This is a genomic window from Enterococcus montenegrensis (assembly GCF_029983095.1).
GTDB classification, from domain to species: Bacteria; Bacillota; Bacilli; order Lactobacillales; family Enterococcaceae; genus Enterococcus_C; species Enterococcus_C montenegrensis.
In genome coordinates, this window is record NZ_CP120467.1 from 722,865 (window position 1) to 742,999 (window position 20,135).

At 37.2% G+C, this 20,135-nt stretch carries 21 protein-coding genes; 15 read left to right on the forward strand and 6 right to left on the reverse strand.

Features of this window, described 5'->3' with window-relative positions; genetic code table 11:
* Positions 1 to 84 precede the first annotated feature (84 nt).
* Positions 85 to 984, forward strand: a complete 900-nt coding sequence (locus P3T75_RS03455) for a Gfo/Idh/MocA family protein (RefSeq protein WP_206902500.1) — start codon at positions 85 to 87, stop codon at positions 982 to 984.
* Positions 985 to 1,062: 78 nt separating this feature from the next.
* The gene (murB, locus tag P3T75_RS03460; RefSeq protein ID WP_282462219.1) at positions 1,063 to 1,962 is read left to right on the forward strand and encodes a UDP-N-acetylmuramate dehydrogenase; all 900 of its coding nucleotides are present in this window, start codon (positions 1,063 to 1,065) and stop codon (positions 1,960 to 1,962) included.
* Between the two features lie 112 nt (positions 1,963 to 2,074).
* On the opposite strand, the gene P3T75_RS03465 is transcribed toward murB, so the two are convergent.
* From P3T75_RS03465 to P3T75_RS03480, 4 genes are read right to left on the reverse strand one after another with little or no spacing between them, the layout of a single operon-like run.
* Positions 2,075 to 2,728, reverse strand: a complete 654-nt coding sequence (locus tag P3T75_RS03465; protein ID WP_206902502.1) for an ECF transporter S component — start codon at positions 2,726 to 2,728, stop codon at positions 2,075 to 2,077.
* Positions 2,728 to 3,285 carry a phosphopantothenoylcysteine decarboxylase gene (coaC, locus tag P3T75_RS03470; RefSeq protein WP_230709332.1) on the reverse strand — a complete coding sequence of 186 codons (558 nt, stop codon included), beginning with the start codon at positions 3,283 to 3,285 and terminating at the stop codon, positions 2,728 to 2,730. Before coaC ends, P3T75_RS03465 begins: the two co-directional genes overlap by 1 nt.
* A 15-nt stretch (positions 3,286 to 3,300) precedes the next feature.
* Positions 3,301 to 4,059 carry a phosphopantothenate--cysteine ligase gene (gene coaB, locus P3T75_RS03475; RefSeq protein WP_282462220.1) on the reverse strand — a complete coding sequence of 253 codons (759 nt, stop codon included), beginning with the start codon at positions 4,057 to 4,059 and terminating at the stop codon, positions 3,301 to 3,303.
* A 12-nt stretch (positions 4,060 to 4,071) separates the two neighbouring features.
* Positions 4,072 to 5,055: a YhdH/YhfP family quinone oxidoreductase gene (locus P3T75_RS03480; RefSeq protein ID WP_282462221.1), complete on the reverse strand. Its 984-nt coding sequence runs from the start codon at positions 5,053 to 5,055 to the stop codon at positions 4,072 to 4,074.
* Positions 5,056 to 5,454: 399 nt separating this feature from the next.
* Between P3T75_RS03480 and P3T75_RS03485 the strand changes: the two genes are divergently transcribed.
* From P3T75_RS03485 to P3T75_RS03525, 9 genes are all read left to right on the forward strand, one after another.
* Positions 5,455 to 6,543: an ABC transporter ATP-binding protein gene (locus P3T75_RS03485; RefSeq protein ID WP_206902506.1), complete on the forward strand. Its 1,089-nt coding sequence runs from the start codon at positions 5,455 to 5,457 to the stop codon at positions 6,541 to 6,543.
* A gap of 11 nt (positions 6,544 to 6,554) precedes the next feature.
* Positions 6,555 to 7,364: an ABC transporter permease gene (locus P3T75_RS03490; protein WP_206902507.1), complete on the forward strand. Its 810-nt coding sequence runs from the start codon at positions 6,555 to 6,557 to the stop codon at positions 7,362 to 7,364.
* Positions 7,361 to 8,200: an ABC transporter permease gene (locus P3T75_RS03495; protein ID WP_282462222.1), complete on the forward strand. Its 840-nt coding sequence runs from the start codon at positions 7,361 to 7,363 to the stop codon at positions 8,198 to 8,200. Before P3T75_RS03490 ends, P3T75_RS03495 begins: the two co-directional genes overlap by 4 nt.
* A complete protein-coding gene (locus P3T75_RS03500; RefSeq protein WP_282462223.1) occupies positions 8,197 to 9,270 on the forward strand; it encodes an ABC transporter substrate-binding protein in 1,074 nt (357 codons plus the stop codon). Before P3T75_RS03495 ends, P3T75_RS03500 begins: the two co-directional genes overlap by 4 nt.
* 299 nt (positions 9,271 to 9,569) lie before the next feature.
* Entirely contained in the window at positions 9,570 to 9,863 is a 294-nt protein-coding gene (locus P3T75_RS03505) for an ArsR/SmtB family transcription factor (protein ID WP_005471753.1), read from the forward strand.
* A 21-nt stretch (positions 9,864 to 9,884) separates the two neighbouring features.
* Positions 9,885 to 10,961 carry an ACR3 family arsenite efflux transporter gene (gene arsB / locus P3T75_RS03510; RefSeq protein ID WP_067624721.1) on the forward strand — a complete coding sequence of 359 codons (1,077 nt, stop codon included), beginning with the start codon at positions 9,885 to 9,887 and terminating at the stop codon, positions 10,959 to 10,961.
* Entirely contained in the window at positions 10,958 to 11,374 is a 417-nt protein-coding gene (gene arsC / locus P3T75_RS03515; RefSeq protein ID WP_067624718.1) for an arsenate reductase (thioredoxin), read from the forward strand. Before arsB ends, arsC begins: the two co-directional genes overlap by 4 nt.
* A gap of 23 nt (positions 11,375 to 11,397) precedes the next feature.
* A complete protein-coding gene (locus tag P3T75_RS03520; RefSeq protein WP_067624715.1) occupies positions 11,398 to 12,384 on the forward strand; it encodes a permease in 987 nt (328 codons plus the stop codon).
* Positions 12,385 to 12,407: 23 nt separating this feature from the next.
* A complete protein-coding gene (locus P3T75_RS03525; RefSeq protein ID WP_067624712.1) occupies positions 12,408 to 12,644 on the forward strand; it encodes a thioredoxin family protein in 237 nt (78 codons plus the stop codon).
* A 273-nt stretch (positions 12,645 to 12,917) separates the two neighbouring features.
* On the opposite strand, the gene P3T75_RS03530 is transcribed toward P3T75_RS03525, so the two are convergent.
* On the reverse strand, positions 12,918 to 13,730 hold the full coding sequence (locus P3T75_RS03530; protein WP_282462224.1) for a helix-turn-helix domain-containing protein: 813 nt from the start codon (positions 13,728 to 13,730) through the stop codon (positions 12,918 to 12,920).
* Between the two features lie 161 nt (positions 13,731 to 13,891).
* Here P3T75_RS03530 and P3T75_RS03535 point away from each other — a divergent pair, with 161 nt between their 5' ends.
* The 3 genes from P3T75_RS03535 (at position 13,892) to P3T75_RS03545 (ending at position 16,731) form a co-directional block, all read left to right on the forward strand.
* Positions 13,892 to 14,995, forward strand: coding sequence for a replication initiation factor domain-containing protein (locus P3T75_RS03535; protein WP_282462225.1), 1,104 nt, complete (start codon positions 13,892 to 13,894; stop codon positions 14,993 to 14,995).
* A 270-nt stretch (positions 14,996 to 15,265) separates the two neighbouring features.
* Positions 15,266 to 15,469: a DUF3173 domain-containing protein gene (locus P3T75_RS03540; protein ID WP_002295027.1), complete on the forward strand. Its 204-nt coding sequence runs from the start codon at positions 15,266 to 15,268 to the stop codon at positions 15,467 to 15,469.
* A 59-nt stretch (positions 15,470 to 15,528) separates the two neighbouring features.
* Positions 15,529 to 16,731, forward strand: coding sequence for a site-specific integrase (locus tag P3T75_RS03545; RefSeq protein ID WP_067624707.1), 1,203 nt, complete (start codon positions 15,529 to 15,531; stop codon positions 16,729 to 16,731).
* A gap of 380 nt (positions 16,732 to 17,111) precedes the next feature.
* Here the strand turns inward: P3T75_RS03545 and P3T75_RS03550 are convergent, their stop codons facing one another.
* Positions 17,112 to 18,017: an ArsR/SmtB family transcription factor gene (locus tag P3T75_RS03550; RefSeq protein ID WP_206902510.1), complete on the reverse strand. Its 906-nt coding sequence runs from the start codon at positions 18,015 to 18,017 to the stop codon at positions 17,112 to 17,114.
* Positions 18,018 to 18,259: 242 nt separating this feature from the next.
* Here P3T75_RS03550 and P3T75_RS03555 point away from each other — a divergent pair, with 242 nt between their 5' ends.
* Positions 18,260 to 20,089, forward strand: a complete 1,830-nt coding sequence (locus P3T75_RS03555; protein WP_282462226.1) for a sugar-binding domain-containing protein — start codon at positions 18,260 to 18,262, stop codon at positions 20,087 to 20,089.
* The last annotated feature ends 46 nt before the right edge of the window (positions 20,090 to 20,135 follow it).

The following is a 20,135-nucleotide window of genomic DNA, read 5'->3' on the forward strand; positions in this document are numbered from 1 at the left end:
CCTCCTTATCAAATAAACATTCTTATTTATTTTAGCGAAAAATGGTGTAAGATGAAAGGAAAGGCCACTAAAGGAAGTGTTTTAATGAAAATTGGTGTCATTGGAATTGGTAATATCGCCCAGAAAGCTTATTTGCCAACTTATTTAAAAAAACAAGACGAAGCGACATTTTATTTTGCAACCCGCAATAAAAAGGTTAGAGAAGAGTTACAAGCGCGTTTTGGTTTTCAGCATGTTTATCAAAGTTTGGAGCAATTACTAGCTCAAAATATAACAGCTTGTTTGATTCATAGTGCCACTAAGAGTCATTACGACTTAGTGAAAACGTGTTTAGAAAACGGGATTCATGTCTTTGTCGATAAACCATTAACAGAAAATTATCGACAAACAGAAGAACTCTATCGGCTAGCAGCAGCTAAAAATTTGATTTTAATGTTAGGATTTAATCGGCGCTATGCACCACTTGTAAACCTGCTAAAAGATTTACCTGAAAAACGACAGCTCCACTTGCAAAAAAATCGTTTGGCCGGAAGTGGCACGCCGGAATTTTTAGTTTATGATTTATTTTTACATTTGGTAGATACAGCCGTTTATTTAATGCCAGGAACACCGCGGTTGGTTTATGGTAATTTACAAGTGAGTCAGAATAATTTAGAATATGCTACCATGTTGCTAGCCAGTGAAACAACGAGTGCAACGCTAACCATGGATTTAAAAAGTGGCGCAAACTATGAGCGTTATGAGGTTACGAGCCCAAGTAAAACATTGATTTTAGAAAACTTAACAAACTTAACCGAGCTAAAACAACAAGGAACGCTGCAGTTAAGTGGTGATGATTGGCAAACAACGTTATTTAAGCGTGGCTTTGAAGCACTCGTAACCCAATTTTTAACTGCTGTTAAAGAAAAACAGCCCCTATCGCAAGAAAAGGTTCTCTTGAGCCACCAATTATGTGCAGAACTTTTAGCAACCTATGGCAATTAATTAGGAAGCTTAGGTGGCAAGAAATGCCTTTGCGTGCTAAAATAAGTGGGATGTTTTTAAAAGAGAGGAAAATTTTTCATGAAAGACGCATTTAAACAAGCTTTTCCTGAAATTAGTATTTTACTAGATGAACCTTTAATGAATTATACGTTTACCAAAACTGGTGGACCGGCTGATGTTTTAGCGTTTCCTAAAAGCACGGAAGAAACGAAAGCTTTGGTAGATTATTGCCGTAAAGAGGATATTCCTTGGTTAGTATTAGGCAATGCCAGTAATTTAATTGTTAGAGACGGGGGCATTCGCGGTTTAGTCATAATGCTGAGTCAGATGACAAAAGTTTCTGTCACAGATACTGTGGTAGAAGCACAAGCTGGTGCAAAGTTAATCGATACGACTTATGCTGCTCTAAAAGAAAATTTGGCTGGTTTTGAATTTGCTAGTGGAATTCCTGGGAGTATTGGTGGGGCGGTATTCATGAATGCCGGTGCCTACGACGGAGAAATCAAAGATGTCTTTTTAAGCTGTGATGTTTTGTTTGCTGATGGTATCATCAAGACGTTGGATCATAATGAGATGAATTTTTCCTATCGTCACAGTGCCGTACAAGATTTAGGTGCGATCATTTTGAATGCTCGTTTCCAATTAAAAAAAGGAAATCACGATGAAATTAAAGCAAGAATGGATGAATTGACCGCTTTACGTCAGGCAAAGCAACCGTTGGAATATCCATCTTGTGGGAGCGTCTTTAAACGACCTGCCGGACATTTTACCGGTAAATTAATTCAAGATGCTGGTCTGCAAGGATTGAAATGGGGCGGGGCCCAAATTTCTGAAAAGCATGCTGGCTTTATCGTGAATATTGATAATGCCACTGCAACAGACTATGTGGAATTAATTGCATATATACAAAAAACAATCAAAGAAAAATTTGACGTGATTTTGGAAACAGAAGTCCGCATTATTGGTGAAGAAAAATAGCAAAAAACTGGGCAAAAAGTTAGCTAACTTTTTGCCCAGTTTTTTTGTCGTAATAAGTAAAAATTTGCTAAGTAGTTCTCATGAGTAAGGACGTGCTAAAAAAATCAGCTCGTTAATACATTTCGGTACGGTTTTTCTTCGTTAAGCGTAACAAAATAGCACAAACTGCTGCGGTCACGACACCGGCTACAATTGACTCTGGAATTCCCTGTGTGAAAATGACAGTTAAAATGGCACCATATAAAAAGTTAGGACTTTGCCCGCTTTGTCCAACATACGTCCCATAGCTTTCTTGGAAGAGAAAATAAATGAAGTTCATTACCAACAAAGTATTGGTCAGTCCGCCACTAACACCAGCTATAAATAAAGCAACGCTATCGGCTTTATTTTTTAAAAGGCGACGCCCATATTTATAAACAAAAAATGGGACAACCCCGATTAAAATTCTAGGAACAATCGCGACAATCAAAGCTTTCCAATCCCCATGATTGGTTCCAATCACGTTAATAAAAGGGGAGAAAACAAAAGATAGTGGATTAGGTCTGGTCGTGGCATTATAGATACTCATAAGGCCCATTGAAAAACCAAGGAAAGCTCCCAAACGCGGTCCTAAAATAATGGAACCGATAATAACCGGCACATGTAAAATTGTGGCATTTAAAGGACCAATGGGAATAAAACCTAAAAAGGGTACCAGACTCATTAAAATCATGATGCCTAAAAAAAGTGCGGTTAAAACAAGATCAAAAGTTTTGCTGTTTTTCATTATAAACTCCTTTGGCTTAGTGTTGCTTCTACAGCTTTGACAATAGTTTCATTGGTTGCCAAAGCTCCGCGACCAAAATCGCCACAGGCTAGTAAAGCTTCCCGAGGCTCTATTTCTTTATACCCGAACTCTTTTAATGTGACAAGATTTTTTTGTGTTACTGGATTTTGATACATGTAAGTATTCATTGCCGGTGCAATTAATTTAGGTACTTTAACTTCAAGGGCCATGGCTACAGTCGTCACCATGTCATCTGCGATTCCACTGGCAAGTTTACCAATAATATTTGCTGTAGCTGGTGCAATTAATAATAAATCCGCTCGCTTAGCAAGCGCAATATGATTGACTAAATCCGCGCGCTGTTCCACCATAACGTCAGTGTGAACCGGGCGTTTTGATAAGGTTTGTAACGTGAGGGGCGTAATAAATTTAGTGCTGTTTTGAGTCATCAAAACATCGACGGCATAACCGCGTTTGGTTAATTCATTGGTTAAATCGGCAGCTTTGTATGCAGATATGCTGGCAGAGACGCCCAGTAAGATATGTTTTTGACGCATAATAGTTTGCTCCTTTTATTTATTTTTCCTTGCAGTAGTAATAGCTTGTTTTATTAACTGTGCAATTTCTTTTTTGGTAGCAGCTTCTGTGTAGCTGCCATCTTTGGCGATTAAATAACCATGATGTTCATTTGGACCAACTTCTGTTAAATCGTTAGCTAAGATAAAGTCGGCACTATTTTTTTGGATACTTTTCATCGCTACATCAAATAAGGCATTAAAGCTAACGTCAACCAGCAACTTAAAGCCAACTAATAGTGTTTCTGGCTGCAATTTTTTAATTAAGTGAATTACTTTAGGATTTTTCTTTAAAATTAAGAACAAATGATCCGTATCCGAAGAAATTTTCTTATCCTGGTGTGCGTCGGTTTCAAGTTCTGCCAACCAATTTTTTAAAACCGCAGCCGAGATACTTTCCCCATTATTTTTTGCGAGTAATCCAGTTAAAGCGATTTGTAGTTGCTCTTCGGACAAACTTGTCGCAGGGGTGAAATCACTAACGGCCATGCTGTGAATAACCGCATCATAGGAATGTGTTGTTAATAAATTTGTTAGCGTGTCTGCTAACTCTTTTGTGTCATTAATAAAATGCAGCGTAATTAGGTCACCTTCAGGCTTTTGTGCATTTTTCGTTGTGACGTAGTCGATGGTGGTCACCTCAGCGTTAAATGCGTTGGCAATTGCAACACCCAAACGACCACTTGAATGGTTTGAAATCGAGCGGACATCGTCAATTTTTTCAGATGTACCACCAGCGGTAATCAAAATGCGCATAATAAACTCCTTTTACATCGAAATAATAGTGCGGCCTTCATGCTTGCCAGCCAACAAGGATTGTGTAATAGCTCCCACATCGTAAAGAGGGGCTTCTTGAACTTTCAACTGTGAAGTAATTTTCCAATCGGTAGCCAATAAGTTCCAAATTTTTTGTCGCATAGGCATGGGTTGGTTGACTGAATCGATACCAAAGACTTTAATACCACGTAAAATAAAAGGTAGAACCGTCGTGTTCAGTTTAATACCTGAAGCGTTGCCGCACAAAGCTGCTACACCTTCATAGTCAAGTTGTGGCAAAAGGGCAGCCAAAAGGTCACCACCGACTGTATCGATGATACCGGAAAATTGTTGTTTGGCTAAAGGACGTATTTTTTCTGGGATTAAGGCATCAGGCGTGATAATTTCTGTTGCACCGATAGTTTTCAACCAGTCTGTTGCAGCATCTTTTCTGCTGACAGCGATAATTTTTTCGTAGCCTAACTTGTGTAATAGTGCAATTGCAATACTACCGACACCACCAGAAGCTCCCGTCACAAGTACTTGCTTATTTTTAGCGATATTTTGATTGATTTTTTCTACTGCGAGTGCAGCGGTAAAACCCGCTGTGCCGTATACCATACTTTCTTTTAAAGATAAACCCGCTGGTAGAGGAACCAACCAGTCGCCAGGGATACTTTGATAGTGGCTTAAACCACCAGGAGCAGATACACCTAAGCCATAACCAGTTGCAAGAACTTCATCTCCTTTTACAAAGCGACTATCATTGCTTGTAACTACAGTTCCGGCTAAATCAATTCCTAAAGTTAAGGGATAACTTCGGACAACGCCAGTTTTAGCTTGTGTTGCTAAAGCGTCTTTAAAATTTAAGGAAGAGTATGCAACTTTAACAATGACACCCTCAGTGTTGAGGGTAGTGAAATCTTGTTGGACTAAAGTAGCGTCAACTTGTCCGTCTTTTTCGTTAACGACAAATGCTTGAAATTTTTCTGTCATAATTTGCCTCCGGTTTTTTTCTAGCGTAGCCAAACGAGCCGTATTCTAGTAAAAAGATGTACTATAACGAATAAAAAAAATACATATACATATAAAGAATCGTTACGGAATTGGGCTTCGTCATTTTTATTATCATACCATAAGTAAGCTGATTTCTAGTTTTAGTTTTTCTCGGTTAGATTAAAGGAGTTTTCAGCGATGAAAAAATACTTATCGTCATGAAAAAAATCAAACTTTTTCGACCCATAAAATCCGAAATAGCACTTGTTAGCGGATAGTTATTATAATACATTTTGGCAAGTTTTTGCTATGATTTAATTAGGTCTTGTTTTTTGTCAATTTATCAGTATTCTTAATGAGTATGACCAAAAATTTTGTAGTGTAAAAGGGGGAGAAAAAGTGGCTAAATCCATCATCTCATTTAAAAATGTGACGAAACGTTACGACGATGAAGATACGGTATTAAAAAATGTCAGTTTTGAGATCGAGGAGGGCAAGTTTTATACCCTTTTAGGGCCTTCTGGTTGTGGTAAAACAACAATTTTACGGATTATTGCCGGCTTTTTAGATGCCACTGAAGGAGATATTTTCTTTGACGGCCAAAAAATTAATGATGTTCCGGCGAATCAACGCCAAGTGAATACAGTTTTTCAAGATTATGCTTTATTTCCACATATGAATGTTTTTGATAATGTGGCTTTTGGACTAAAAATAAAAAAAGTTTCCAAAGATCAAATTGAAAAACGGGTCATGGAAGCTTTGCGTCTGGTGCAACTAAAAGGATATGAAAAACGAGAAATTCGTGAAATGTCTGGCGGTCAGAGGCAACGGGTAGCCATCGCAAGAGCGATTGTCAATGAACCAAAAGTTTTACTATTAGATGAACCATTGTCTGCTTTGGATTTGAAGTTGCGGACAGATATGCAATATGAATTGCGGGAATTGCAACAACGCTTAGGAATCACTTTTATCTTTGTCACCCATGATCAAGAAGAAGCGTTAGCCATGAGTGATGAAATTTTTGTTATGAATCGCGGTAAAATCGTGCAAAGTGGAACCCCAGTTGATATTTACGATGAACCGATTAACCATTTTGTTGCCGATTTTGTCGGTGAAAGTAATATTGTGTCAGGAACGATGATTGAGGATAATCTGGTGGAATTTGTCGGCAAAAAATTTGAATGTGTCGATAGTGGGATGCGACCTAATGAACCAGTGGAAGTCGTTTTACGTCCAGAAGATTTGTCATTAACTTCCGTGGAAAAAGGCAAGCTGATTGTTAAAGTCGATACGCAATTATTCCGGGGCGTGCATTATGAGATCATCTGTTACGACGAACAAGAAAATGAGTGGATGGTTCATTCTACGAAAAAAGCTGTCGAAGGTAGTCAAATTGGACTATATTTTGAACCAGAAGATATCCACGTTATGCGCTTTAATGAATCAGAAGCTGATTTTGATGCCCGTTTAGAAAGTTACGATGAATAGGAGGAAAGACAGTGACTAAATTACGACGTTTTTACTCCGTACCGTATTATATCTGGCTGTTGCTTTTTGTCATTGCACCCGTTTTATTAATTATTTATCAGTCTTTTTTTGATATGAACGGCAATTTTTCTTTAGTTAATTATGAGACCTACCTTGGTTCTGGTAAGTATTTAACCATGACCTTAAATTCAGTATGGTATGCCTTTTTAATCACGCTTTTTACCTTATTAATTAGTTATCCGACTGCATATTTTCTGACCAAGTTGCAACATAAAGATCTCTGGTTGTTGTTAATTATTCTACCCACTTGGATTAATTTATTATTAAAAGCCTATGCTTTTATCGGGATTTTTGGTGTCCACGGTGGTATTAACAATTTCCTCGGGTTGTTTGGTATTGGACCTGAACAAATTTTATTTACAGATTTTAGTTTTTTAGTGGTTGCAACGTATATTGAATTGCCATTTATGATTTTACCGATTTTTAACGCTTTAGAAGAAATCAATCCATCGTTGGTTTTTGCTAGTCGCGACTTAGGAGCTAATAGTTTTGAGACCTTCCGCCGTGTTATTTTGCCCCTTTCCATGAACGGGGTAAAAAGTGGCGTACAAGCTGTCTTTATTCCGTCACTTTCATTATTCATGTTAACGCGTTTGATTGGTGGCAATCGTGTAATCACGCTAGGGACTGCCATTGAACAACATTTCCTTGTTACACAAAACTGGGGGATGGGTTCAACTATTGGCGTGATTTTGATTATTGCGATGTTTATCGTCATGAGCTTAACCGGAGAAAAGCGTAAAGGAGGCGTGAAAAAATGAAAAAATTCCGTTGGTCGAATCTTTATTTGATTCTCGTTTTTATCATTTTGTACATTCCCATCTTTTATCTGATTTTTTACTCCTTTAATGCTGGGGAAACCATGAATAGTTTTACCGGTTTTAGTTTGCAGCACTATCAGGCTGTGTTTGCAGATACGCGCTTGATTATTATTGTTCTCAACACGTTTATGTTGGCGTTTTTATCAGCGCTACTGGCAACTTTAATCGGTACTTTTGGTGCATTAGGCATTTATTACACCAAAAAAAGACGTTGGCGCAATGCCTTTTTAAGCGCAAATAATATTTTATTAGTTTCACCAGATGTTATTATTGGTGCCAGTTTTTTGATTTTGTTTACGTTACTAGGCAATATTTTTAAAAGTTTTAGTTTAGGCTTTTTCAGCGTGTTGCTATCTCATATTGCGTTTTCTGTCCCGATTGTCGTGTTGATGGTGTTACCAAAACTCAAAGAGATGAATGATTCAATGGTAGATGCTGCAAGGGATTTGGGAGCTAATAATATCCAAGTCATGCAAAATATTATTCTACCTTATTTATCCCCAGGAATTATCGCCGGATATTTTATGGCCTTTACCTATTCATTAGATGATTTTGCAGTAACTTTCTTTGTCACAGGTAATGGCTTTACCACGCTTTCTGTGGAGATTTATTCACGGGCAAGACAGGGGATTAGCCTTGAAATCAACGCTTTAAGCACTTTAGTCTTTATTTTTTCAATGGTCTTAGTTATCGGGTATTACTTTATCAGCAAAGACAATCATTCCAAAAAAGGCAAAAACCGCCGCAAGAAAGTGGAGGTGCCAGAACTACGATGAAAAAACTACAGTCACTTTTTATTGGAATTATCGCTGTCATTTTAGTTTTACTTTTTGCCGTTAATCGCTTGGAACACGCCAGTGGCATGTCCGGAGCCAAAGTATTAAATATTTACAACTGGGGCGATTATATTGATCCGGATTTGTTGAAAAAATTTGAAAAAGAAACTGGTTATAAAGTAAATTATGAAACTTTTGATTCAAATGAAGCCATGTTCACCAAGATTCAACAAGGGGGAACAGCTTATGACATCACGATTCCAAGTGAATACATGATCCAAAAAATGATTCAAGAGAACCTTGTTTTACCGCTAGATCATAGTAAAATAAAAGGCTTGAATAATATTCATGAAGATTTTTTAAATCAAAGTTTTGATCCCAATAATAAATATTCCATTCCTTATTTTTGGGGCACTTTGGGAATTGTTTATAATGATAAGTTTGTTAAGGCAGATGATTTAAAATATTGGCGGGATTTATGGAATGATAAATTTCGTGATAACATTATGATGATTGATGGTGCTAGAGAAGTCATCGGCTTAGGTTTGAATAGCTTAGGGTATTCTTTAAACAGTAAAAACAATCAACAGCTTAATGAAGCAGTTGAAAAATTAAAAGGCTTAACGCCTAATATCAAAGCCATTGTGGCCGATGAAATTAAAATTTATATGGCCAATGAAGAAAGTATGGTAGCAGTGACCTTTTCTGGTGAAGCTGCTGATATGATGGCGGAAAATCCACATCTTCATTATGTTATTCCAGCAGAAGGTTCTAACTTATGGTTTGACAATATCGTAATTCCTAAAACTGCCAAAAATAAAGCAGGCGCTTATGATTTTATTAACTTTATGTTACGCCCAGAAAATGCTGCACAAAATGCCGAATACATCGGCTATGCCACTCCCAATAAAGAAGCTATGAAGCTTTTACCTAAATCTATTACCGGAGATAAACAATTTTATCCCACCGATCAAATGTTAGACCATTTAGAAGTCTATCAAGATTTAGGCAAAGAATATTTGGGAATTTATAACGACTTATTCTTGGAACTTAAGATGTATAGGAGATAATGGCAAAACTCAGCGAGAATGGGGATTTATCAACGTTCTAAAGAGCTAAAAATCCTTCTTTTTCTATCTGAGTTTTCCAATCTTCTACCAAAAGCGGCTGAAAAGCCGCTTTTTTTGTGTTATTTTATTTTTTCTACCACGTTTTTCTACCAGAGATACTTTGCTAGAAAAACTTTGCGATAGAGATTTTTACCAGACGATGTTGAAAATAAAAAGACAGAAACGCTTGACCGTATATAGGCGTTCATCTATATTGTATATAGATAATTATCTATATACAATTCAATAGGAGGTCCTCCATGGAAAACTATGAACAGATTGCTACCATCATGAAAGCCTTAGCTGATCCAAAAAGGCTGAAAATTGTTGACTTACTTTCTACAGCTGACTCTCTTTGTGCATGTGAAGTGTTGGAGCATTTTGACTTTACTCAACCGACATTATCACACCACATGAAGCTTTTAGAGAAGGCAGGAATTGTCAAAGTAACGAAAAAAAGTCAATGGCATCATTACGCTTTACAGGAAGATTTTGTTGAGGATTTCCTAGTAATTTTGAAGGAACTTCTTATCAAAGAAAAATCAATTAGCTAGTAAACGATAGGAGCCTTATGGATGAACAATGTATCTACGGAAGTAACTGAAAAACCTGCAATAAATTTTTTCGAGAAGTATCTAACAGTTTGGGTATTGTTATGTATGGCAGCAGGCATGCTAATCGGAAAGTTTTTACCTAGTGTCGCAGACCGATTAGAAAGCTATCAAGTGTTAAATACAAACATTCCAATTGCCGTTTTAACTTGGGTTATGATTTTCCCAATGATGATGAAAATCGATTTTAAATCAATACTGAACGTCCGAAAAACATATCAGGGGATTATGATTTCTAGCATTACAAGCTGGCTAATTAAGCCGTTCTTGATGTTTGGCTTAGCCTCTTTCTTCTTTTATGTTGTTTTTAGCAATTTTATCCCAGCAAACTTAGCAAAAGACTATGTGGCGGGAGCGGTTTTGTTAGGGGCAGCGCCATGTACCGCTATGGTATTTGTTTGGTCAAACCTTACAAAAGGTGATCCAGCACATACCTTGGTTCAAGTATCAATTAACGATTTATTAATCATTGTCCTATTTGTACCAATTGTTTCCTTCCTTTTAGGAGTAAATAATGTGTTTGTACCATGGAATATTCTTTTTGCTTCTGTACTACTATTTGTGCTAGTACCGTTAATTGGTGGGGCATTGACGAGATACTTCATGATAAAACGTAAGGGAATTGATTACTTTAATAATCGCTTCTTACCAAAGTTTGACTCCATTACAACGATTGGCTTGTTATTGACATTGGTAATCATTTTTACTTATCAGGGGGATATTATTTTAAACAACCCGTTTCACGTTCTCATGATTGCCGTGCCTTTAGTCTTACAAAATATTATTACCGCAAACTTTGCTTATTTTACTTGTAAATGGACAAAACAGCCTCATAATGTGGCAGCGCCAGCAGCTTTGATTGGTGCTTCAGACTTCTTCGAATTATCGGTTGCCGTAGCAATTACGCTTTTCGGTGTCAATTCACCAGTTGTGCTAGTGACAACAGTAGGTGTTCTGACAGAAGTGCCTGTTATGTTGTTATTAGTAAAATTGATCAATGGAACGAAAGATTGGTTCCCGACAAAAGGAGAAAATGAATGAAAAAAATCTATTTCTTATGTACAGGTAATTCCTGTCGAAGTCAAATAGCGGAAGGATTTGCAAAAAAATACTTAGACGATTCTTGGGAGATTCGAAGTGCTGGCGTTGAAACTCACGGCTTGAATCCTAGAGCAGTGACTATAATGGATGAAGCTGGAATCGATATTTCGAATCAAACATCTGATTTGATTGATTTGGACTACTTTAATCAGTCCGACATGATTATCACTCTTTGCGGTGACGCAGCAGATAAGTGTCCCATGATTCCAAAGGAAAGCACTCACCTTCATTGGGATTTAGTAGACCCCGCTAAAGCAAAAGGATCTGAAGAAGAAATTAGAAGTGCCTTCCGAAACACAAGAGATGAAATCGAAAAGAGAATGATTGAATTATCGAAGCAGTTAAATGTGTAATTCAAAAAGGGGTGGGGGAAGGTATGTGGACTTGGATTAGCGACCAATTATTAAAAATGGTTTGGCTAAATGATTTGATGGGGAAATTAATTGAGTGTTTTGGGCTTTCGCTAGACAGCAAGATAGGGGCAAGTCTTCAATTCTTTTTGTTTGATACAATTAAGATTTTTATTTTATTAACAATATTAATCTTTGTCATGGGGGTTATTCAGACTTTTTTTCCACCTGAAAGAACCAAAGTATTGTTGGGTGGCTTAAAAGGTTGGAAGGGGAATTTACTGGGAGCACTTTTGGGAACTGTTACGCCTTTTTGTAGTTGTTCTAGCATTCCAATTTTTATTGGGTTTACAACCGCTGGATTACCTTTGGGAGTAACCTTCTCCTTCCTTATTTCCTCACCAATGGTTGATATTGCCTCAATTATCTTGTTAATGTCTTTCTTCGGCTGGAAATTTGCGGTAGCTTATGTTCTTTTAGGATTACTGCTAGCTGTAATTGGAGGTACACTCATTGATAAATTACACCTAGAGAATGAAGTTCAAGATTATATTCGCGAAATGGAGGAAGGTCTTAGCCAAGTTGAAACCTATACCATTAAGAAAAGAATGTCTTATGGTTGGGGGCAAGTGAAAGAGGTTGCCAGTAAAGTCTGGCTTTATGTATTAATTGGAGTTGGGATTGGTGCGCTCATTCATAATTGGATTCCGACCAGTTTTATTCAAAGCATTCTAGGTAATAATAATCCGTTTGGGCTGATTATTGCGACCTTAATTGGGGCACCTATTTATGCAGATATTTTTGGTGTTCTCCCAATAGCAGAAGCACTATTCTCAAAAGGGGTGCCAGTGGGAACTTTGATGGCATTCATGATGTCTGTCACAACGTTGTCTTTGCCGTCATTAATCATGTTAAGTAGAGTAGTTAAACCTAAATTGTTAGGGATCTTTATCACAATTTGTATTGTAGGTATTTTATTGATTGGCTTTACTTTCAATAGTGTAGCTTTATAAAACAATAAGGGGATTAGATAATTATGGAAATCAAAATTGTAGGTCCAGGTTGTAAAAACTGTCAAAAGTTAAAAGAAAATGTGGAAACAGCAGTATCAGAGTTAGGTATGACACCAACAATTACAAAAGTCGAAGATATGGCTGAAATCGTGAAAGCTGGTGTGATGAAGACTCCAGGGTTGATTATTGATGATAAATTAGTTGTTAGTGGCCGGGTTGCAAAACCAAAGGAAATTAAACAGCTATTGCAAGAAGTTTGAAAGATATCATTTATATAAAAATCACTGGATGTTTCGAGATATTCGAAAGAAGTACAAAATAATACTGTAAAGACAAACTCCAGGTCGGGTTTCGCCACAAGCGAAATACCCGATCTGGAGTTTTGTCTATTGCAGGAAGGCGTAGCCGGACTGCATGAATAAAGCCCCCGGTTCTAACAGGGGGCTAACAAAGAACAGGAAACTGTGACAACTACCCATTGGGGAGTGTCCTAGCAGTATTTTCTTTGTCACATGCTTATAAAGCTTGTCACTTTATTTTGATGATGGATACGCTGCGTTTAACAGACGTTCTTTCTCGACTTCCATCACGAATGGTAGATAAAGATATCGTTGTTCTAGTAGATATTGATTGTCCTCTGTGTACTGATAAGAAGCGGTTTCTTTTGAATAGACCAACGGGGCAATTCGCACATCCCCGGTTGATTGATTGATCGAGTATAGAAGGATGGCTTTTTCAACAAGTTTCTTGGGCAAATGTTTCCCAAAATAGGAATAGGATTCTTGATTTGCTAAATAGACGAGTAAGCGATCCACACTAAAGTTGGAGAAGGTAAAGGGCATTATGTGCAGAATATGATTTTGATTATCATGTTGTAAATAGAGTTGCGCTTCTTTACCAAAATTAGTTGAACCAAGGTAAAGTTGCTTTTTCTCATCGATACATTGGAAAGTAAACTGGTCTTGTTCGGTTGGTGGAATGAGGTTTGTAATAAAAAATTCAATCATCCGATCCATTTCTTTTTCACTAACAAGACCGGCTTGTTTCATTTCGTCTACTATCAGTCCTTCAATCTTAGGATCAAGCTTACCAGCCTTTTTTTGAAGCATTTCTAAAATGTATTGATTTTCTTGATTACCATACAAAAGATATTCGTTTGTGACATGACCCACCTCTGCAATTTGGTGAAGGGTTTCGGTTTTTGGAAGGTTAATTCCACGTTCCCAGTTATTGACTGTACTTCGTGGTAAATCACCAATTAGTTTGCCAAATTTCTCCATACTCAACTTTAACTCTTGGCGAATCTGCCGAATTCGATTGCCCACTGCTTGCTTGTCTATCTCCATGAAAACTCCTCCTCAGGATGAATTCTTAAATTTAGTATACGTGCGTACTTAAAAAAAGTCAAAACATATTGACTTAAAATAAATACAAGCGTACAATTAATATGTACTTAAAATAAGTCCAGTAGTTCTTTGACAAGTAAATAGCAGAAGGAGGTTTTTCTATGAATCAAGTGAATCAACATGATCTCGGGGAATCGATTCGAGTTTCTCGAGAAGAAAGGGGGTGGACCCAGCGATATTTAGCAGAAAAAGTGGGAATTTCGAGATCGTTATTATCGAAAGTAGAAAAAGGAACGAGACAATTAAGTGCAGAAAAATTGAATCTTATACTGGATAGTTTGCAAGAAGAGCTAGTTCCAGTTAATCGTGTTTTGATTGATTATCTAACCATTCACTTTTTCTCGAATCAACATTTAAAACTGATTGAGGCAATCATTGGCATGCCCATTGAACGCTTTGAGGAACTGGATTATGCGCCAAAGGGCTATATTGGCCAATACGTATGGAATCAAGTAATCACAATTCGGTATTCCATTGACGATACGGTAAAAGGAACCGTGATGGAGTTTTCAGGTCAAGGCTGTAAACATCTTGCCATGCGTTTGAAGACCGCAAAATCAAACTGGCAAGAGTTCTTCCGTAAGGTATTAGATTATCAGGGAAACTTTACACGGATTGATTTTACTTTAGATGATTTTGTGGGGAGTCTCAGCATTCCAGAACTAAAGCGTAAGGTAACGCTAGGCCATGTGTGGACCATTTTTCAAGTGAGTGAATCCCATGGCGGGACGGATATCACAAATAATGAATCAAATGGCGAGACCTTGTATTTAGGCTCAAAGAAGAGTCAATGTCGCTTTTGTTTTTATCAGAAGGATTATGAACAACGAAAGCGACGAGGAATTCCTTTAGAAGAGGCAGAAGTGAAAAATCGCTTTGAACTACGGTATCGAAAAGAGAAAGCGCAAAGCTTAGCAAAGATTATTTCAAGAACCCATGATTTAACCAAACTGTTCTTTGAGTTACTTAATGGAGCAATTTGTTTTTATGACCGTGATCCAAATGATCCAGGGGCAAAAGTTGATAAAAAATGGGCAGCCTTTATTGGCAATCATGGCGCAATCACCATTTCTTTAGAGACAATTCCTCAAAGCTTTGAGAAAAGTATGAATTGGTTAATTCATGGTGTTTCGCCATCGCTAGCTTTTATTGCACAAGTGGATCAAACGTTTCATTCTTCCTTGTTGTCTTTGATTATTGAATAAGGAGAAATGAATCCAAGACAGATTAAACTTCTCCAAAATATGAAGGCAGACCCAGAATATTATCAGGAGGAGGTTGAGTATTATGAACGAAAACTACAAAGTATATCAAATGAGAAAACAAGCTACTAAAAAAGCAAAGTACTGCTTACACAACAAGTTGTGCAACGTACTCCGCCTCGACAAGACGAGTATAACACAACCATTGAATGAGAAACAATTGATTATAAAGAGGATTAATTTAAAAGGAGTAAAGTATCAGGGGGTGAGAGATTGGAAACAAAATGTGATTTCATGGTAAATCGTGCAATTTTGATAGAAATGGGCTTTAAACCTAGTCAAGCTGCACGAATGATTAAAGAGAGCAAAACGTATCTTGCACGGGTTGAAGGAATAGATTTTTATAATAATCGCCAAGTTGGTGTGGTGCCATCTCGAGTAATTGAACATCTTTTTCACATTCAAGTTGCGGAATAAACAGTACAAGCGCGGTACTATTAAAGTAGCTTTTCTCAAGCACAGGGAGGAATGGTACGATGCCAAAAATTAAAAATATTTACCAAGATAAAAAGACAAAAAAATGGTTCTTCCGAGCATATCTGGGCATAGATGAAGATGGAAGAAAGGTTCAGAAGACTAAACGAGGTTATGCTTCACAAAAAGATGCCAAAATTGCTTATGACAAGTATATGGAAACACATGATTTCAACAAGACAGTTCCTAATCAACTGTGTTCTACCAATCAAATGACTTTCGAAGAGTTTTACAAGGATAGGTTTGTAAAATGGTACGAGAGACAGGTGAAGAGTCAAACATATGAGAATGCGCAATTCATATTCGAAAAGCGAATGCAGTTTTTCTATCATTTTCGTGTTCGAGATATTACAAGTCACGATATTGAGGATTGGTTATTTGAACTAAGCCAGACAGAGTCACGCAATTCGCGGAAAAAAGTCAATGGCGAAACGTTATCAAAATCTTATATCAATCGGATTCGGGGACACTTAAAAATTGTATTGGATCGGGCTGTTAAAGAGGGGGTGATTGCTAAAAATCCCGTTGATGATGTTTCTTCACTTCTTTCTGATAATAAGAAAGTTGAGTTTTGGGAACACAGTGAGTTTCTAAAAGTGATGAATGAATTGAAGGACGATAAGATTCAAACCCACCATCGGAAGATTGTGTATGAAATGCTCTTTTATACTGGCATTCGGATTGGAGAACTTGAAGCTTTGTCTTGGTCGAATGTAGATTTCGAAAAAAACACGATAACGATTGAGAAGACACTAATTTATAATACAAAAGATGATTGGTACTTCTCGACTCCAAAAACGAAATGTGCTTATCGAACGATTGGGATGGGAAAGAAACTTTCATTAAAGCTCAGACAGTGGTATGACTTGCAAAAACGAATTGGAAATTTTGAATATGTTGCTCAGTTGGACGGAACATTTACGCCACCTTATTCTTTCGCAAACTGGTTAAAAGAGGCTGCTAAAAAAGCGGGTGTCAAACCGATTAAACTTCACGCGCTACGACATTCTCATGTTGCATTTCTGATTGAGCAGAATATTCAACCGCTATCGATTCAAGAGCGATTGGGCCATGCGAATATCCAAATCACTTTAGGAACTTACGGTCACTTATATGCGAAGTCAGATCAACAAGTAGTTAACGCGATTGATTATGTTCAAGAGGGCGCTATTCTTTCGAAAAATGACGATTTATTACCAGTCTGAGTTTTCCACTACGCTACCAGAAGACAGACAAATGCTTTCGTACCAGTGTTTTTGGTTGAGTTGCTCCTGTTTAAGATGTATCGGAAATAATAGGTAACCTTAGAAGCGACCAGTTAAAAGCTAGATCATTAGGCTAGCTTTTAACTGGTCGCTTCTTTAGTGAATTTTAAATAACAAAATAGAAAGAAAAAATAATTTTTTAAATGGTATATATCATTTTGAAATAGCGGAGAATTTGATTAAGAAAAGCTTTTTCCTTTAAAATTTCAGTAAAAAAATTTTTTTGTTATCATAAAACGATTTTACGAAAGATAATATCCGTATTTGCATTATCTAAAAATAACGTTTCTTTGTTATTATCAGCCGGCATATGCTTCAGGTTAACTTACATAGGTTAAAACTTTTATACTTTGTTCGTGGTTGCCCCACTTTTCACCAAAGAGGGTTAAACCGCCTACATGCTCCATATTTTCTTCTGAAGCAATGCGCAATGTAAAATAATCGGTTCCTTTAAGTGCTAAGTCATTAATATTTAAATCTGTCGTAGGAACGCCATCAATACTTGTGTCATATTGATTAATCCGGATATGTTTTAATTCACCATATTGACTACAAGTATCGGGCCACCAAGTTGGAGTTAGGCGCCCACGAACATCGGCATAATTGCCTCGGACAGTGTCGCTGCCCAATTTCTTTCCGTTGATATAATACGTAACGTCACTTGGCCAAGTATTATTAGAAATCGGAAATTCAGATGCGATTTCAAAACTAATATCTAATAATTCAAGGTGATCATCAACTTGAACGAGGTTAGGAATTTTATATTCTAAAAAACCTTTTCCGGTCCAAACTAATTGTGCGTTGACGCGTTGACTATCAAGAAAAGAACGAGGCTGATCGGCCATACCGATATGCCCTTCTTCTGAGGCTAGACCACAAGTTGGCTCCGCGTGGTAGTCGGTAAAATGTCCCACTTTTACGTCAGCATGGTAGTGTCGGTATTCTGGAAAAATTTTTTCCGGAAACTCAATGCCAATTTGATCAATCGCTAAGGCAACGATTTTTTGCAAACCAAATTTACCTGGACAACGACGCGTCTTTACAACACCAGCATCTTCTAATTGTTGGACGTGCCGCGTTGTGATGGCATTTGAAATGGCGAGGGCTTTGGCAATTTCACCAATATTCATTTCGCCAGTCGCTAGTTGATTTACAATTCCCAGTCGCGTTTCGTTTGCTAAGGCTTGTAAAACGGGGAGTGATTTTGTCGATGTATCAATAATCATAGAAAAGCTCCTTTACTTTTTCGTTAAGTATAACTCTAGTAATAATTGTAATTTTATAAGTTATTTTACTAATTGGTTAAAATAGTTAAGGTTGATAGAACGGCATTGACGCTCTATGAAAACGCTGTTATTATTTTGTGTGTTGACCGATAAGTTAAATAGTAATGTTATTATAAGTCTTTGTTAACCAAAAGGTCAATAATGTTTTTTGAAAATAGACCAAAGAATTTTTGGAGGTAAGCATGTTAAACAGGAAAGAACATCCGCGACCACAGCTGATAAGAAAGAAATGGCAAAGTTTAGATGGAAAATGGGATTTTGCCTTTGATGATAACAATATCGGCCTAATAGAAAATTGGTTCAAAGTATTACCTGCAGCATATAAAATTTTGGTTCCGTTTACATATGAGACGGAATTGAGTGGTATACACGATACGTCTCACCACAAGATTGTTTGGTACCAACGCACGTTTGAAAATGATAATGATGAAAATCAGGTCCTTTATTTCGAAGGTGTGGATTTTCAAACGCAGGTTTGGCTAAATGGACATTTACTTGGAACACATAAGGGTGGTTACGAGCGATTTTCTTTTGATTTGCAACCTTATTTAACCAAAGGGACAAATACGATTACATTACGCGTTGAAGATTCACTTTCTTGTGAACAGCCAAGAGGAAAGCAGCGCTGGCTAAAAGATAATTTCGGATGCTGGTACGTTCAAACAACTGGCATTTGGAAATCAGTTTGGTTAGAAGAAGCCGGTGAGCAGCGGATAAATTATTTAAAACTCACACCAGAATTGGATTTAGATTTATTAAAAGTAGAAGTGGAATTAAAAGACGCCACTGTTTTGCCAGAAAGTAAAAGTTACTACATCGAAGCCGAGGCAAGTTTTAAAGGTGAATTAATAAGTTATCATAAGGGATTATTTCATCACAACGGGAGCAACTTTACCTTAGATACCCGGGTCAAAGAAAATGCAGACTCAGGTACACAGCGTTGGAGCCCACATACGCCTAACTTATATGATTTAACTGTGCGTTTATACACGCAAACTGGCGAGTTATTAGATGAAGTATACAGCTATTTCGGTATGCGAAAACTTAGCATCGAAAATGGACAAATTTTACTGAATAATCGTCAATTATACCAACGCTTGATTCTAGATCAGGGCTATTGGCCTGAATCAGGTATTACGCCACCATCCGTTGCAGCGTTGGAAAAAGATTTAGAAAAAATAAGTGCAATGGGCTATAACGGATTACGCAAACATCAAAAAATTGAAGATGAGCGCTTTTTATATCTGTGTGATGAAAAAGGAATTCTTGTCTGGGCAGAGATGCCATCGACTTATGTCTTTAATGATATTGCGATTGCACAGTTTACAAAAGAATGGTTAGAAATTGTGAAGCAACACTACAATCACCCAGCAGTTATTACTTGGGTACCTTTTAATGAAAGTTGGGGAATAAAAGGTGTTAATGAACATGCGCGTCCACAACATTTCACCGAAGGAATTTACCATTTGACAAAAGCAATTGATCCCAATCGTCCTGTTATTACAAATGATGGATGGGAACATACGATTTCAGATATTTTAACCTTACACGATTATGAAGAAACTGGCTTAGCATTTGCTAAACGCTATTCCGATCAACAAGATTTTGCGACCCATGGTTATTCAAATAAAGAAAAAATTATTAATAATGAAATCCAATTTAATGACGGCTGGTTCGCCTTTGCTAAGGGCTTTTCATATAAGGGACAACCTATCATGATTAGCGAATTTGGCGGTATTGCATTTACTGCCGATAGTGAAGATCAGTGGGGTTATGGTAATCAAGTCAAAAATGAAACCGAATTCATGAAACGCTTTGAAAAAATTCATGCAGCAATCCAAAGTATTCCGTATATTACAGGTTTTTGTTACACCCAGCTAACAGATGTTGAACAGGAAGTAAATGGGTTGTTAACAGCAGATCGTAAAGACAAAGTGGATTTGACAAAAGTTAAAGAAATCAATGAGCGTCGCATTAATTTTAGCGAGATGAAAATAGAGAATAATTTTTAAACAGGGCATTAATTCGCAGTTTCTTGTAAGAGAAGCTAGCAATTTT